At 44.2% G+C, this 14,398-nt stretch carries 16 protein-coding genes and 1 riboswitch; all 16 genes read left to right on the top strand.

The window, feature by feature from the left end:
- The first annotated feature begins 106 nt into the window (after positions 1 to 106).
- Positions 107 to 1,441 carry a diaminopimelate decarboxylase gene (gene lysA, locus NQ117_RS04885; RefSeq protein ID WP_258278174.1) on the top strand — a complete coding sequence of 445 codons (1,335 nt, stop codon included), beginning with the start codon at positions 107 to 109 and terminating at the stop codon, positions 1,439 to 1,441.
- A gap of 215 nt (positions 1,442 to 1,656) precedes the next feature.
- Positions 1,657 to 2,085, top strand: coding sequence for a peptidylprolyl isomerase (locus NQ117_RS04880; RefSeq protein ID WP_258276861.1), 429 nt, complete (start codon positions 1,657 to 1,659; stop codon positions 2,083 to 2,085).
- 282 nt (positions 2,086 to 2,367) lie between these two features.
- Positions 2,368 to 2,534: riboswitch (FMN riboswitch) on the top strand.
- 383 nt (positions 2,535 to 2,917) lie between these two features.
- Entirely contained in the window at positions 2,918 to 4,075 is a 1,158-nt protein-coding gene (gene ribD, locus NQ117_RS04875; protein WP_258276860.1) for a bifunctional diaminohydroxyphosphoribosylaminopyrimidine deaminase/5-amino-6-(5-phosphoribosylamino)uracil reductase RibD, read from the top strand.
- The gene (gene ribE, locus NQ117_RS04870) at positions 4,060 to 4,749 is read left to right on the top strand and encodes a riboflavin synthase (protein ID WP_258276859.1); all 690 of its coding nucleotides are present in this window, start codon (positions 4,060 to 4,062) and stop codon (positions 4,747 to 4,749) included. The genes ribD and ribE overlap by 16 nt, the downstream gene beginning before the upstream one ends.
- Positions 4,750 to 4,779: 30 nt before the next feature.
- Positions 4,780 to 5,994: a bifunctional 3,4-dihydroxy-2-butanone-4-phosphate synthase/GTP cyclohydrolase II gene (locus NQ117_RS04865; protein WP_258276858.1), complete on the top strand. Its 1,215-nt coding sequence runs from the start codon at positions 4,780 to 4,782 to the stop codon at positions 5,992 to 5,994.
- A gap of 113 nt (positions 5,995 to 6,107) precedes the next feature.
- Positions 6,108 to 6,575 (top strand): 6,7-dimethyl-8-ribityllumazine synthase, encoded by a 468-nt coding sequence (gene ribH / locus NQ117_RS04860; RefSeq protein WP_258276857.1) that lies wholly within the window; start codon positions 6,108 to 6,110, stop codon positions 6,573 to 6,575.
- Positions 6,576 to 6,642: 67 nt separating this feature from the next.
- The gene (locus NQ117_RS04855; RefSeq protein WP_258276856.1) at positions 6,643 to 7,434 is read left to right on the top strand and encodes a segregation and condensation protein A; all 792 of its coding nucleotides are present in this window, start codon (positions 6,643 to 6,645) and stop codon (positions 7,432 to 7,434) included.
- Entirely contained in the window at positions 7,403 to 8,023 is a 621-nt protein-coding gene (scpB, locus tag NQ117_RS04850; protein ID WP_258276855.1) for an SMC-Scp complex subunit ScpB, read from the top strand. The genes NQ117_RS04855 and scpB overlap by 32 nt, the downstream gene beginning before the upstream one ends.
- Positions 8,013 to 8,717, top strand: a complete 705-nt coding sequence (locus tag NQ117_RS04845; RefSeq protein ID WP_258276854.1) for a metal-dependent hydrolase — start codon at positions 8,013 to 8,015, stop codon at positions 8,715 to 8,717. The genes scpB and NQ117_RS04845 overlap by 11 nt, the downstream gene beginning before the upstream one ends.
- 182 nt (positions 8,718 to 8,899) lie before the next feature.
- Positions 8,900 to 9,592, top strand: a complete 693-nt coding sequence (locus NQ117_RS04840) for a DUF2953 domain-containing protein (RefSeq protein ID WP_258276853.1) — start codon at positions 8,900 to 8,902, stop codon at positions 9,590 to 9,592.
- Positions 9,565 to 10,029, top strand: coding sequence for a GerW family sporulation protein (ytfJ, locus tag NQ117_RS04835; protein ID WP_258276852.1), 465 nt, complete (start codon positions 9,565 to 9,567; stop codon positions 10,027 to 10,029). Before NQ117_RS04840 ends, ytfJ begins: the two co-directional genes overlap by 28 nt.
- A 241-nt stretch (positions 10,030 to 10,270) precedes the next feature.
- The gene (locus tag NQ117_RS04830) at positions 10,271 to 11,443 is read left to right on the top strand and encodes a D-alanyl-D-alanine carboxypeptidase family protein (RefSeq protein WP_258276851.1); all 1,173 of its coding nucleotides are present in this window, start codon (positions 10,271 to 10,273) and stop codon (positions 11,441 to 11,443) included.
- A 107-nt stretch (positions 11,444 to 11,550) separates the two neighbouring features.
- A complete protein-coding gene (locus tag NQ117_RS04825) occupies positions 11,551 to 12,180 on the top strand; it encodes a nucleoside recognition domain-containing protein (RefSeq protein WP_258276850.1) in 630 nt (209 codons plus the stop codon).
- 53 nt (positions 12,181 to 12,233) lie between these two features.
- Complete coding sequence (locus tag NQ117_RS04820; RefSeq protein WP_028593491.1) at positions 12,234 to 12,767, top strand: spore maturation protein; 534 nt, start codon at positions 12,234 to 12,236, stop codon at positions 12,765 to 12,767.
- Positions 12,768 to 12,925: 158 nt separating this feature from the next.
- Positions 12,926 to 13,669: a pseudouridine synthase gene (locus NQ117_RS04815; protein ID WP_258276849.1), complete on the top strand. Its 744-nt coding sequence runs from the start codon at positions 12,926 to 12,928 to the stop codon at positions 13,667 to 13,669.
- Between the two features lie 204 nt (positions 13,670 to 13,873).
- Positions 13,874 to 14,395, top strand: a complete 522-nt coding sequence (resA, locus tag NQ117_RS04810; RefSeq protein WP_258276848.1) for a thiol-disulfide oxidoreductase ResA — start codon at positions 13,874 to 13,876, stop codon at positions 14,393 to 14,395.
- Positions 14,396 to 14,398 lie beyond the last annotated feature (3 nt).

The following is a 14,398-nucleotide window of genomic DNA, read 5'->3' as shown; positions in this document are numbered from 1 at the left end:
TAAAATGCAAATGAAACACAATTTAGTCCATTGGTAAACAACACCAAGAGTTGCTATAATCATGGTACCAAAACCAGTAAATCGCGTAGAAATGGGGAATAAAACGATGTATCTACATGGAACGAGTACGATCAATAATGAAGGGCATCTAACGATTGGTGGCTGTGATGTGACCGCATTGAAAGCTCAGTTCGGCACACCCCTATATATAGTTGATGAGGCGCTTGTTCGTGAGCGTTGTCGTCAATATATGGAAGCGTTTCGTGCTTCCGGCTTGACTTTCCAAGTGGCATATGCAAGTAAGGCTTTCTGTGTTATGGCAATGTGTAGACTTGCTGAAGAAGAAGGATTGTCACTTGATGTCGTTTCAGATGGAGAGCTGTATACGGCATTGCAGGCAGGATTTCCGGCACAACGCATCCATTTCCACGGTAACAACAAGACTCCTGAAGAGATTGAAATGGCTATTGACGCCCAAATTGGCTGCTTCGTCGTGGACAACTTCAATGAGCTTCAGTTATTGAATGCGATTGCTAAGGAACGTGGCGTTCGCGTTAATGTGCTGCTTCGTGTGACACCAGGTGTTGAAGCGCATACGCATGAATATATTTCGACAGGTCAGACAGATTCGAAGTTTGGCTTTGATATAGGTAACGGTACGGCTGCTGTAGCTGTTCAAGAGGCGGCAAATGCGGATCATATTGATTTGCTTGGTATTCACTCTCATATCGGCTCGCAAATCTTTGAAGTACAAGGTTTCCAAATGGCTGTTGAACGCGTTGCTCAATTCGCTCGTTCTATTAAAGAGCAGACAGGCACTACGTTCAAGGTGGTAAACTTGGGCGGAGGGTTTGGTATTCGCTATGTGGATGGAGATACGCCACTAGCTGTATCCGACTACGTTAAGGCGATTACAGATGGTGTGAAACAACATTTTGCAGGCATTGGCCCAACATTGCCTGAGATCTGGGTAGAGCCAGGTCGTAGTATCGTCGGTGAAGCAGGAACAACGCTGTATACGGTAGGTTCTGTAAAAGAAATTCCTGGCGTACGTAAATATGTGGCAGTAGATGGTGGTATGACGGATAACCCGCGTCCTGCTCTATATGAGTCCCGTTACGAAGCAGTGCTTGCCAACCGTGCCACTGATGCGGCTGAAGAAGTTGTATCTATTGCTGGAAAATGCTGCGAGAGCGGAGATATGCTCATTTGGGATCTTTCTTTGCCAAAAGTAAAACAAGATGATTTACTTGCTGTTTCATGTACAGGTGCATACAACTATGCAATGGCAAACAACTACAACCGTATCCGCCGTCCTGCCGTTTTGTTTGTGCACGAAGGTCAGGCTGATGTAGTAGTAGAGCGTGAAACACATCAGGATATTGTAGGGAAAGATGTTATCCCTGCTCGCCTTCAGAAGAAGAGTGCTGTTCAAGTCTAAGGTATAGCCAGAAGCTGGTCGCTATCCAAATCGTCGAGTACGGTTTGGATTCGACTGGCTTTTTATACTGTATGGCAATGTACACCGAGGCTAATTGCTGCTTATACCTATCACCGTAATTTTGATCCAGTTTATTTGGGTTGAGGCTTGGATGCTTAAATGCTATACTATTTTCATTGTGTTTTAGATTCGCAATAAAGAAAGGATGTTTACATATGAAAACAGCTACAATTGAACTAGAAAAAGGCGGAAACGTCGTTATCGAACTTTTCGATCAAGAAGCACCAGGAACAGTTGCAAACTTTGAGAAATTGGCTAACGAAGGTTTCTATAACGGTTTGACGTTCCACCGTGTTATTAAAGACTTCGTAGCTCAAGGTGGTTGTCCGCACGGTACAGGCACAGGCGGCCCTGGCTACACAATTAAATGTGAGACAGCTGGTAACTCGCACAAGCACGTGCGCGGCGCATTGTCTATGGCACATGCAGGTAAAGATACAGGCGGAAGCCAGTTCTTCATTTGCTATGCTCCATTCCCGCATTTGGATGGCGTTCACACTGTATTTGGTCAAGTATCAGAAGGTATGGATCTTGTTGACCAAATCAAACAAGGTGACAAAATGAAGTCCGTAACGGTAGCTTAATAAAAGTTATAAAAGTTAGTAAGAAATACTAACTGCTATTAACTACTTATGCATGTTAATACGTGAATCAGAGCCTTAGTTTTCCATTGATTTAAGCAATGGGTAGCTAGGGCTCTTTGTCGTTGATCCATCTATTTCTTTAGGAGTGCTGATATCAATATGTGGAGAGGCTATTGCATTTTTTGAAATGCGGGTGTAACATACATGGCAAGACTTGTATAGTCGATGTCTATTTCCAGTCTGCATGGTATTGCAGTACGGAAATAACACAATTTTATATGTTTTATCCTTCGGGGTCGGGTGAAAGTCCCAACCGGCGGTGATGAATAAAGAGTGCGTTATTTGCTCTTTATGCTTAGTCCGTGACCCGGATGCGGTTGTATACCGTAGACGGTGGATCTGGTGCAACTCCAGAGCCGACAGTATAGTCTGGATGGGAGAAGGATATCAGGACAGGTGGAGTGTGATTGCTGCTTGCTCTTATTTGGTCATGACGTTTGGTCGTCATATCAATTGGGATGGAGCAGACGTGGACGCATTTCATTTTCAACGCGCTGTATTTCACATGACGGTCATTTTGACCTAAAGATGCAGTTTATTTGCTCTATGCAGGTAAAAGTGGCATCGGTTTATTTGCTTATGCTTATAAGTGGTTTTATCGCTGCCGACAAGCATTTGCCGTTCATGTGAAGGATAGTACATACCTGATTATTCGACCTAATGACCCTTCGGAGTATTGTTCCGAGGGGTTTTTTACATTGTTCGTTTGTGGTTGCACGTAACTACAGCAGCAAGTTTAGTCCGTACATTTTTGTGAAGAGGAGGTGTTTGTATGATTCCGCGGCTTGATGATGAGTTCTATATGCAATTAGCGATTCAAATGGCAGAGCGTGTGATTGGCCAGACGAGCATCAATCCGCCTGTAGGCTGCGTCATCGTCCATGGAGGCCGTGTTGTGGGTATGGGCGCGCATTTGATGCGTGGCGAAGGGCATGCAGAAGTGCATGCTTTGCAAATGGCGGGTGAGCATGCAAGAGGGGCGACTGCGTATGTAACGCTGGAGCCTTGCAGCCATTACGGCCAGACGCCTCCATGCTGCTCGCGGTTGATAGAAGCGGGCGTTAAGCGTGTCGTCGTTGGCTGTGTTGACCCTAATCCGCAAGTTGCAGGCCGTGGATTAACGGCATTACGTGACCATGGAATCGAAGTGGCGGTTAGTGTATTGCAGAAAGAAGCCGCATCGCTCATTACGATGTTTGCAAAGTTTATACTGACGAAGATGCCGTATGTGACGATGAAAACGGCTTCCACACTGGACGGGAAAATTGCGACGCATACGGGCGATAGTCAATGGATTACGAATGCAGATGTTCGTGAACGTGTACATGCGATGCGACATCGCCATCAAGCGATTATGGTTGGAATCGAGACTGTGTTGCAGGATAATCCGTCACTAACAACTCGTCTGTCGGTTCCAGCGCTGAATCCGATTCGAATCATTGTGGACTCCAAGCTAAGATTGCCATTGAATGCTCGTCTTGTGAAGGATAACGCAGTACCAACATGGGTACTTACGACTGCTCAAGCAGATGAGCGTACAGCATACTCACTAAAAGAGCAAGGAGTACGAGTTATCAGAGTGAATGACGGACCAGTTGTTGATCTTACGCTAGCCATGAAGCTTTGCGCTGAGGAAGAGATCGGTTCCATTTTGCTCGAAGGCGGAGGGACGTTGAATGGCGCTATGCTTAAAGCTGGACTTATTGATCGTGTTCTGCTCATGATAGCTCCCAAAATTGTTGGTCATCCTGAGGCTCCATCTGTCTTCACTTTTGAAGGTGCAGCAAGCATGCAAGATGCAATGCAGCTGGAGGATTTGCAAGTGGAAACGATCGGAGACAACGTCATGATTAGCGGTAGTCCGTTGAACCGAAGATTACGCGAATTACGAGATACGCAGGAGGTGGATGCAGCTTGTTCACAGGTTTAGTTGAAGAAGTTGGCACACTTCATTCGGTAAGCAAGCAAGGAGAAGCAATGGTACTCTGCATCCGTGCTAACAAAATTCTCGAAGGGGTGAAGCTCGGTGACAGCATTGCGGTCAATGGCGTTTGCTTGACGGTGACAGCACATCATGGCACCTCGTTCCATGCAGATGTTATGCCGCAAACGTATCGTCATACGAATTTGAAACAACTGCAACCAGGCGCATCTGTCAATTTGGAACGAGCGATGGCTGCTAATGGGCGATTTGGCGGGCATATTGTTCAGGGGCACGTTGATGGAACAGCAGTTATTGTGAATCGGCAAGTTGAGGCGAATGCCGTAGTGTTCGAATTCCAACTAGAGCATTCGGGCATAGGGAGATATATGATTCCAAAAGGTTCGATAGCGATAGATGGTATTAGTCTAACGCTTATCCATGCGGATGATTGCAGTTTTGCTGTCTCGATTATTCCGCATACTTTGAGCAAAACCTCGTTAGCCCATAAAAAGATGGGTGATACGGTGAATGTAGAATGTGACGTACTTGGCAAATACGTTGAAAAACTACTTCGCTTCGCAAGTACAAACGATCATAGTTTTGGTGCTAATTCGGAACAGTCTAGTTCGAAATCATCGAAATTGACGGAGAGTTTTCTTTCCGAGCATGGTTTCTTTTAACTGTACTGTAAGTTGAGGAGGGGAATGATCATGAGCGAGCCATTTTATTTCGATACGATTGAAGCAGCAGTCGAAGATTTGAAAGCAGGGAAAGTCATTATTGTAGTAGATGATGAGGATCGTGAAAATGAAGGAGATTTCATCGCGCTAGCAGACAAGGCTGCGCCTGACGTCATTAATTTTATGATAACAGAGGGGCGTGGACTCGTTTGTGTTCCGATTACGCCAGAACGGGCCGTGGAGCTAAATCTACCTCCTATGGTAAGCCAGAATACCGATTTTCACGGTACAGCGTTCACAATTTCGGTCGATCACATGAACACGACGACAGGCATTTCCGCATATGAACGATCATTAACGATACAGGCACTTATTGATCCTGCGTCAAAGGCTGACGATTTTAGACGTCCTGGTCATATTTTCCCACTAGTAGCGAAAAAGGGTGGAGTGCTACGTCGTGCCGGACATACAGAAGCTGCAGTCGATCTGGCACGTATGTGTGGTTCTGCTCCAGCTGGCGTCATTTGTGAGATTATGAATGACGATGGAACGATGGCAAGGCTGCTGGATTTAATTCAGTTGAAAGAGAAGCATGGCCTGAAGCTAATTTGCATTCGGGATTTGATTCAATATCGTCATTCGCAGGAAAAACTAATCCAGCGTGAGGTCGAGACAAGCATGCCGACGGAATATGGACAATTTCGCATGATTGCTTATACGAATGCCGTTGACAATAAGGAGCATATTGCAATGGTAAAGGGAGAAATTGATCCCTCTCAGTCTGTGCTTGTGCGTGTACATTCAGAATGTTTAACGGGGGACATCTTCCATTCACATCGTTGTGACTGCGGACCGCAGTTGGCAGCAGCTTTGCATCATATCGAGCAAACGGGCAGTGGAGTGCTGCTGTATATGCGCCAAGAGGGCAGAGGGATTGGATTAATTAATAAGCTACGAGCTTATAATTTGCAAGAAGAAGGCTTTGACACGGTTGATGCGAATACGAAGCTGGGGTTTGCAGCAGATTTAAGAGATTACGGGATTGGCGCACAAATATTGAAGGATCTTGGTGTGCAAAGCATCCGACTTATGACCAATAATCCGAGAAAAATTACTGGACTAGAAGGATATGGTCTGCAAATTGCGGAAAGAGTCCCGCTGCAAATGCCGGAAAATAAATCGAATAGTCGTTATCTTCATACAAAGCAAGAGAAGCTTGGACATTTGTTTGACTACTCGTCCTAATGTTTTGAAAGAAACGCAGTTATGTAAGCAGCCAAGTCTTATGTCTTGTAACTATTTATATATTATAGTTGCTCATTTTTACGATGTATCCATTATAAACGGAGGTTGTTATTATGCCGCATATTTTTGAAGGTCATCTCGTTTCGGAAGGTCTTAAATACGGGGTTGTAGCTGGGAGATTCAATGAGTTTATCGTATCCAAGCTTGTTTCAGGCGCGCTGGATGCGTTGAAGCGCCACGGAGTGCAGGATGAAGAGATTGATATAGCTTGGGTGCCTGGAGCATTTGAAATACCATTAATTACACAAAAATTAGCGGAAAGTGGAAAATATGATGCGATCATCACACTTGGGGCTGTCATTCGGGGCTCTACGCCGCATTTCGACTATGTGTGCAGTGAAGTGGCAAAAGGAGTTGCGCAAATAGGCTTGAAAACTGGGGTTCCTACAATATTCGGTGTACTCACAACGGATTCCATCGAGCAGGCGATTGAGCGAGCAGGTACAAAAGCAGGCAATAAAGGATGGGAAGCGGCAGCGACTGCAATTGAGATGGCTAACTTGACGAAACAGCTAAAATAGTGCTTAGTTAATGTAGTACCCTATATTAAATAGGGTACTACATTTGTTTTTCAGGGGGAATTACGGGGTGTCCGTTACATATAAGCTTGATCATTTCGAAGGTCCGCTCGATCTGTTGCTTCACTTAGTGGACAAGTCTGAAATTGATATTCAAGACATCTCTATTAGCGAAATTACTGATCAATATATGGAATATTTGCAAAGTATGCAGGAGTTGGAGTTGGAAATTACAAGTGCGTTCCTTGTAATGGCGGCAACTTTGTTATCGATGAAGTCCAAGCAGCTGCTGCCCAAACCTCCTGTTATGGAGTGGGAAGACTATCCCGAGTACGAAGAGGAAGAAGAAGATCCTCGTGATGAGCTTATTCGCAAGCTGATCGAGTACCGTAAATATAAGGGCATTGCTCAACATTTGCGCGAGAAGGAAACTGTAAGAAGTCTCATTTTCACAAAAGAAGCCGAGGATTTAAGTACGTATTTGCCGACTGCTCCCGCTAATCCAGTTGAAGGATTGCATGTGGCGGATCTCGTTCGTGCGTTCCAGAAAGCACTCAGCAAGTCTCAGCGCAGAGAGCAAGTAGCAACCATTCATCGTGATGAAATATCCGTTAAAGATCGGATACGCGATATTGTCGGTATGCTTAAGCCTTCAGGTAAAGGAAGCAAAGTCATGTTCTCCAAGCTATTAAGTGCAGAAATGACACGTCATGAGATTATTGTCACTTTCTTAGCGCTATTGGAGTTAATGAAAACAAAACATATTCGCTGCCATCAAGATCAGCGATTTGAGGATATCGTCATTCAATGGCAAGGTGAGGTGGACACAGATGAACTTTCAAGAGTTGAAGTCGATTATTGAAGGCCTGCTGTTTATGGCAGGAGAAGAAGGGTTAAGTACCAAGCAAATGGCTGAAATAACGGAACAGCGTGTGGAAGTCGTTGAGGAAGCAGTGCAAGATTTAAAAGGAGATTTTGAGCGAAATAAACGCGGTATTCAAGTTCTCGTGATCGCAGGTATGTATCAGTTAGCGACGTTACCTGAGCATGTTCCTTATTTTGAAAAAATGGCATATTCTCCTGCTCGGGCTTCGTTGTCTCAAGCAGCGCTAGAGACTTTATCGATCGTAGCGTATCGACAGCCGATTACCCGGGTTGAGATAGAAGAAGTGCGTGGCGTAAAGTCTGATCGGGCGATTCAAACGCTTGTTAATAAAGATCTTATTGAAGAGGTTGGCCGTGCGGAGGCGATTGGGCGTCCGATTCTTTATGGTACAACAAAGGCGTTTCTTGATTATTTTGCTCTTTCCAGCTTGGAAGAACTGCCTGAGGCAGCTCAATTTGAGCAAACAGATGGCTTGGAGGAGGAAACCCAGCTTCTATTCGCGAAGTTAGATAGTAGGCAGCTAACTATTGAAGATGTTGGAGGGAACCAGGGAGATGCAGATTAAATTTCATGGACATGCATGCATTCAAATTACTGGGCAAGAACATTCCATACTCGTTGATCCTTTCTTGACAGGTAATCCTGTCGCTGTAGAATCTGCAGAAACCATTAAGGCGGATACGATTCTTTTGACACATGGTCATGATGATCATACTGGAGATGCGATCAATATAGCCAAGCGAAACGATGCGACAGTCATTACGATTGTTGAACTCGCAGCTTATTTATCTCTGCAAGGCCTAGAGTCCGTTGTGCCTATGAACATTGGTGGTGGGGCCTCATTCCCGTTTGGAGATCTAAAATGGGTACCAGCTCTGCACAGTTCATCGGCTATTGTGGATGGACAGATCATATATTTAGGCAATCCAGCTGGCTTCGTCCTTCAAATGGAGGGCGTAACGATATATCATGCAGGAGATACGGCTTTGTTCTCGGATATGAAACTTATCGGGGAACGCTATGCACCGGATATCGCCTTTTTGCCGATTGGTAGCCATTTTACGATGGATCCTACGGACGCACTGCTTGCAGCACAATGGTTGCAAGCTAAGGTTGTAGTCCCTATTCACTACAATACTTTCTCGCTTATTGAGCAAGATGGGCATGATTATGCTGAGAAGCTAAAGCAATTCGGGATTAACGGAATTGTGATGGAGCCTGGACAAGTGTTGGATACATCTAATTGGCAATTCGTATAGTAGGTACAACCTAATTATTGATTATGGACTTAACTGTTGAAGAAGAGAGCTGTTCCCTAGTAGCTGATGCTGCTAATGGAATAGCTCTTTTTCTATTTTTATATGTATTCATTGTTGTCCTGCATGGAGTTGGATACATGTGGCTATAATACGAGCATTGCAGGAAGAGGGGTGACTTGCAGATGCCCATATGGCTATGGAGCTTCTTGCTTGCTGCGGCAATCGTAATTGGATTCAATGTAACCGTGTTGATGTCTCACTTGGAGGTAAAACTAGTTATCTCGAAACAGGGCAAGCACGAGCGGGTATGGATTGGGATTAGAGCGGTCTATGGAATCTTTCGTTGGCGATATGAGATCCGCAGCATTCAATTTCAAAATTTTAAGCAAGGGTTCAGTATGAAGTCCAAACAGAAAGAACAGTCCTGGGTAGGTAAACACAAAGAACGAATGCGTAATTATGTAGGTTCTGAAACGATTAAGAAATGGAACAGAGAGCTTGTGCGTTTAGCCGCTCGTACATATGGGTTGCAAAAGTGGGGTTTACAAACACTAGGGCATATTGAAGTAGACAGCTACATCTGGGATACCGAGTATGGTACTTCTAATGCTGCCAATACGGGTATTCTATATGGCTTGGCTTGGGCTGTGGTTGGTGGAGTAACTGGCTTTATTACTCAGTTGCTGACTTTTCGACGCTTACCCGATGTAGAAGTTACTCCTCGATTTGATTGTCCTGTATTTTCCACGAGGTTTCTGTGCATAGGTCGAATTCGTGTCGTACATGCTATTTTTGCAGTGATTGTGCTCATTTTCCGCATCAAGCGGGCTGAAGGAGGAGTTAAGCAATGGCGGAGCATCCAATCGAAGGCTTGATGCAAGTCGCTCTGGAAAATATTAAAGGGATGATCGATGTTAATGCAATTGTCGGTGATCCTGTACAAACGCCAGATGGTTCTGTCATCATTCCAATTAGCAGGGTTGGTATCGGATTTGCGGCAGGGGGAAGTGACTATCGGATTATTAACGGTGAGAAGTCACAAAATCAAAACCAGCAAGTACATCGCTATCCACCGCAGCAACCATTTGGAGGAGGCAGCGGGGGCGGCGTATATATGAATCCGATTGGCTTCCTCGTAGTAGGAAAGCAAAATGTGCAGATTGTATCGATGGATAACAATACTCACTTGCTCGAAAAAATTATCGATTCGACGCCACAAATTATTGATCGACTTGAGTCATTATTTAAGCGTAAAGATAATCACGTTCAGAAACAAACAACACATAACCATGATACACATGCCGATTCATAATGACTGGATGAAATCAAAAGCGTCAATAAACTCGAGCTGTCATTCAGTCGTTTGACTGAAGCATAATGCGGCTGCGTGGGTATGGCGCTTTTTTTGAACCATTTTACATTGGAATAGCTTGGACAAAATGTTGGACATACGTAGCATCGTATTCGCATACATATGAATTACGGCGTGAGGAGCAGGTGCTTATCCAGACTGAACTCCATGTTCTGACATCATGAAGGAGGACTACGAATTAATGATTCATCGCAAGTTAGCAGCCGTCATTGCCTTTGTATTGCTATGGAATCCTATCTTTCAAGCGGGTAATGCAGAAGCGATAAAAATGAACGATCAATATAAAGTACTAGCTGTAAGTAAAGAAAAAAAGAAAAGCAATAGAAAGAAAACGAATTCTTCAGAAGCTCCTAGAACGGGAGCGAAAGCGTTTGCCTTAATCGATGTGACAACGGGCAGGATTCTTCACAGTGATAACGGAGAAACACGTCTACCTATGGCAAGTACAACAAAAATTATGACTGCGATCGTGGCGTTGGAGTCTGGAAAGTTAAATGACAAAGTGAAGACGAGTAAGCGAGCAGTTGGCAAAGAAGGCTCATCGATATATTTGCGTCTAGGTGAAGAGATGACGCTGCAGCATTTGATTTATGGTCTAATGCTTCGCTCGGGAAATGATGCGGCAGTAGCAATCGCAGAACATGTTGGTGGCTCAGAAGATGGCTTTGTTTATATGATGAATCAAAAGTCAGAAGAGCTCGGTCTTGAAAATACGAGTTTTCGCAATCCACATGGCTTGGACCAAAAAGAACATTACACTTCCGCGCATGATCTTGCACAACTGAGTGCGTATGCTTTGCATAACAAGCATTTCCAAACCATTGTACAGACCAAAGTAAAGGTTGTCCCAAATCCAATTGAAAAGTGGGATTACAAGTGGACAAATAAGAACAAGATGCTTCGCTTCTATGCTGGAGCGGATGGTGTTAAGACAGGTTATACGAGCAATGCACTACGTTGTTTGGTAAGCTCTGCAACTCGCAATGGACAACAGCTTGCTGTAGTTACATTGAATGACGGCGATGATTGGAATGATCATCAAGCCTTGCTTGACTATGGATTCGCACACTATCCGCTTACGAACGTCATTGAGAAAGGCTATAAACTGGAAGGACAGCCGTACGAAATAGATGCGTCGTGGAGCTATCCTTTGCGTACTGAGGAACAGTCGAAAATCCAGCGAAAAGTTGAATGGTTCCAACCAAATTCACTTGATTATCGACTTGGCCATCGCGGCAAGTTATCCATCTGGCTAGAGGATAAGTTAATTGGTTCCATTCCGATTAAGAATTCGATGCAAGTAGAAACCAATCAATTAGAAACGAATCAGAGAAAAACAACCCAAACCCAATAAACAGTACGAGATTTATTGCTTTGTTATATTCATGTTTAGCGCACAGGATCAGGGAGAGGTGAGTGCGCTGGACAAGTTTCATAATCAGTGATTTAAGGGGGAGCAGCATGGTTAATGCGATATGGATTTTTATGCTGGTCGTAGGATTTATTGCAGCTGCTGCACAAGGGAGGATTGAAGCAGTAACCGAAGCTGTATTTGATGGCGCCAAGACAGGCGTTACGGTCAGTTTTGGCCTTATCAGTGTCATGGTATTTTGGCTTGGGATGATGCGGATAGCGGAGGATGCAGGTTTGCTAAAATCACTAGCTAAACTGCTTGGACCTGTGGTGCGTTATTTATTCCCAGATGTTCCGCGCAACCATCCTGCCTTAGGCTTCATTATGTCAAATATGAGTGCCAATTTATTAGGGCTGGGTAATGCAGCAACTCCAATGGGCATTCGAGCGATGCAGGAACTTCAGAAACTAAATCCCGATAAATCAACAGCCACACCAGCAATGTGTACCTTGTTGGCGATTAATACCTCGAGTATCACGTTAATACCAACTACACTAATAGCCATTCGCATGAACTTTGATTCCGCTAATCCGGCCGAAATCGTAGGAACTACTTTATTAGCCACCATGGTTGCTACAATAGCAGCCATCGCTGCAGATCGTTGGTACCGATCTCGAACAAAAAGCCCGCCGCATACCCAACATCATGAATCGAATTCTGTACCAGCAGGACAATAGCTTGTTAACAGCTACCTAATGCGGTAATGCATGTGCAGAAAGGATGATGGAGCTTGTATGCGTTCTTGACAACCATTTCTACTTGGGCGATTCCAGCCATTATCGTCTTCATCCCCCTATACGCATATATGAAGCGAGTTCCGGTGTATGAATCGTTTGTCGAAGGTGCCAAGGATGGGTTCCAGACATCGATTAACATTATTCCGACTTTAGTCGGGATGATGGTCGCCATTAGTGTATTTCGAGCATCTGGAGCAATGGATTGGCTCGTGGGGCTGATGAGACCTTTGCTCGATTGGTTCGGAATACCAAGTGAAGTTATGCCGTTAGCGTTTTTAAGACCTATTACAGGAGCCGGTTCGCTCGCGTTCACAACGGATTTGATTAAAACCTACGGTCCTGATTCGCTCATTGGTCGAATTGCTTCTACGATTCAAGGGAGTACAGACACTACGTTATATGTGTTAACTGTCTATTTTGGAGCCATTGGTATTCGCAAAGGACGGTACGCATTAAAAGTAGGGCTGTTTTCAGATATCGTAGGATTTGTAGCCGCAATTATCATTTGTATGCTCATATTTGTATAATGGAAGCGCAAATGTGTTATAATGTGATAGGGACGCCCAGTTTCTAGGTGATATACACCTAAAACAGGGTGTTTTTTCTTGTTTCGACACGATTTTATCAGTTTCGCTTGTGGACTTGTTCACGAACGGATATCATAGGTTTGAGGTGAATGACACAAATGGAAGAACGTCTTCAAAAAATTATGGCGAATGCAGGTATTGCATCCCGCCGCAAATGTGAGCAATTGATATTAGATGGAAAAGTAGAACTAAACGGCGAACCGGTGTTGACACTTGGGGTAAAAGCGAATCCGAATACGGATGAGATTACAGTGAATGGTCGTCCGCTGAGAAAAGCGGCTGAGAAAGTCGTTATCGCCTTTTATAAACCGAAAGGTGTAATTACATCGATGTCAGATCCAGAAGGCCGTAAGACAGTCAAGGACTTCTTGGGCAAAATAAAGACACGTGTTTATCCAGTTGGTCGATTGGATTATGACACTGAAGGATTACTGCTTTTGACGAATGATGGAGACTTGGCGAATTGGCTGACACATCCGCGTCATCACGTTGGCAAGATTTATCGTGCTACGGTCAAAGGTATTCCTCATGGTGATGCACTTGAGAAGCTTAAAAAGGGCATCATGCTAGAAGATGGAATGACTCAGCCTGCTGAGGTTGAGTATTTCGATGTCGATTTGGAGCAAAAAGTCGCAACGATTAGTATGACAATTTATGAAGGCCGTAACCGCCAAGTTAGAAGGATGTTTGAAGCGATTGGACATCCTGTGACGCGTCTGAAGCGTGTTCAATTTGGTAATATTACGCTGCAAGGTCTTGTGCGTGGCAAGCACCGTCTATTGACGAAGGCTGAGATTAATGAATTGAAGCAATCTCCTGTCAAATCGGAGCGCTTAAAGTAACATTGTAGCGTTACAAGATGCGTGAAGGATTTGTGGCATCTAACAGCATATAACAACTGTGTCGCCCTTCTATGACACATAAATTTCATAAAAAGGAAGATGTGTCCTTGCCTATATGGATTATAATGGACGTGTTCGGTGTAATCAAATTGTTTGAAATGCGCCGCCTAATTGTGAAAATTGTCATAGAAAGGGCGAATTAAGATGGGGAAACGAAATAAATCTCTTCAAATGGTTATTCTTGGAGCCATTATACTTCTTGGCGGATTCGCCATAGGTTCAGCTTTATTCGCGAACGATTCAGTCCCTGTTATAGGAAGTAAGGTTCCGAATATAAAGCTTCAGCAATTGAATGGGGATGTGCAAGAGCTTAATAATCTCAAAGGACAGGCCGTTGTCCTGAATTTCTGGGGCACATGGTGTGAGCCTTGTACGCGTGAGATGCCGGCCTTTCAACGTGCTCATGAGGAATGGAAAGACAAAGGAGTTTCCATTATAGCTGTCAATAATGGTGAAGATCCGATTACCGTAAACAATTATGTTAACGCTATGAATATTACGTTCCCAATTTGGCTGGACAGCAAGAAATCAGCTGCCAAAGCGTACGGCATTCGACCTCTTCCTACCACGTTCTTTATTAAGCCGGATGGTACCGTACACAATATCATATTAGGTGAAGTAGAGGAATCTGTGTTGAAGACACAGATAAAGGAAATTACTAGCTAACCA

The sequence above is a fragment of the Paenibacillus sp. SC116 genome (assembly GCF_024733555.1).
Lineage (GTDB): Bacteria > Bacillota > Bacilli > Paenibacillales > Paenibacillaceae > Paenibacillus_B.
Note: the sequence above shows the minus strand (reverse complement) of the source record. Positions and strands in the feature narration are given on the sequence as shown.

Excerpts from the sequence above, each read along its gene's own strand:
- ribH (WP_258276857.1), top strand. The coding sequence starts at position 6,108 with ATGCCGCATATTTTTGAAGGTCATCTCGTTTCGGAAGGTCTTAAATAC.
- resA (WP_258276848.1), top strand. The coding sequence starts at position 13,874 with ATGGGGAAACGAAATAAATCTCTTCAAATGGTTATTCTTGGAGCCATT.
- NQ117_RS04845 (WP_258276854.1), top strand. The coding sequence starts at position 8,013 with ATGCAGATTAAATTTCATGGACATGCATGCATTCAAATTACTGGGCAA.
- NQ117_RS04840 (WP_258276853.1), top strand. The coding sequence starts at position 8,900 with ATGCCCATATGGCTATGGAGCTTCTTGCTTGCTGCGGCAATCGTAATT.
- ribD (WP_258276860.1), top strand. The coding sequence starts at position 2,918 with ATGATTCCGCGGCTTGATGATGAGTTCTATATGCAATTAGCGATTCAA.
- lysA (WP_258278174.1), top strand. The coding sequence starts at position 107 with ATGTATCTACATGGAACGAGTACGATCAATAATGAAGGGCATCTAACG.
- NQ117_RS04825 (WP_258276850.1), top strand. The coding sequence starts at position 11,551 with ATGGTTAATGCGATATGGATTTTTATGCTGGTCGTAGGATTTATTGCA.
- NQ117_RS04830 (WP_258276851.1), top strand. The coding sequence starts at position 10,271 with ATGATTCATCGCAAGTTAGCAGCCGTCATTGCCTTTGTATTGCTATGG.
- ytfJ (WP_258276852.1), top strand. The coding sequence starts at position 9,565 with ATGGCGGAGCATCCAATCGAAGGCTTGATGCAAGTCGCTCTGGAAAAT.
- NQ117_RS04880 (WP_258276861.1), top strand. The coding sequence starts at position 1,657 with ATGAAAACAGCTACAATTGAACTAGAAAAAGGCGGAAACGTCGTTATC.
- NQ117_RS04815 (WP_258276849.1), top strand. The coding sequence starts at position 12,926 with ATGGAAGAACGTCTTCAAAAAATTATGGCGAATGCAGGTATTGCATCC.
- NQ117_RS04865 (WP_258276858.1), top strand. The coding sequence starts at position 4,780 with ATGAGCGAGCCATTTTATTTCGATACGATTGAAGCAGCAGTCGAAGAT.
- scpB (WP_258276855.1), top strand. The coding sequence starts at position 7,403 with ATGAACTTTCAAGAGTTGAAGTCGATTATTGAAGGCCTGCTGTTTATG.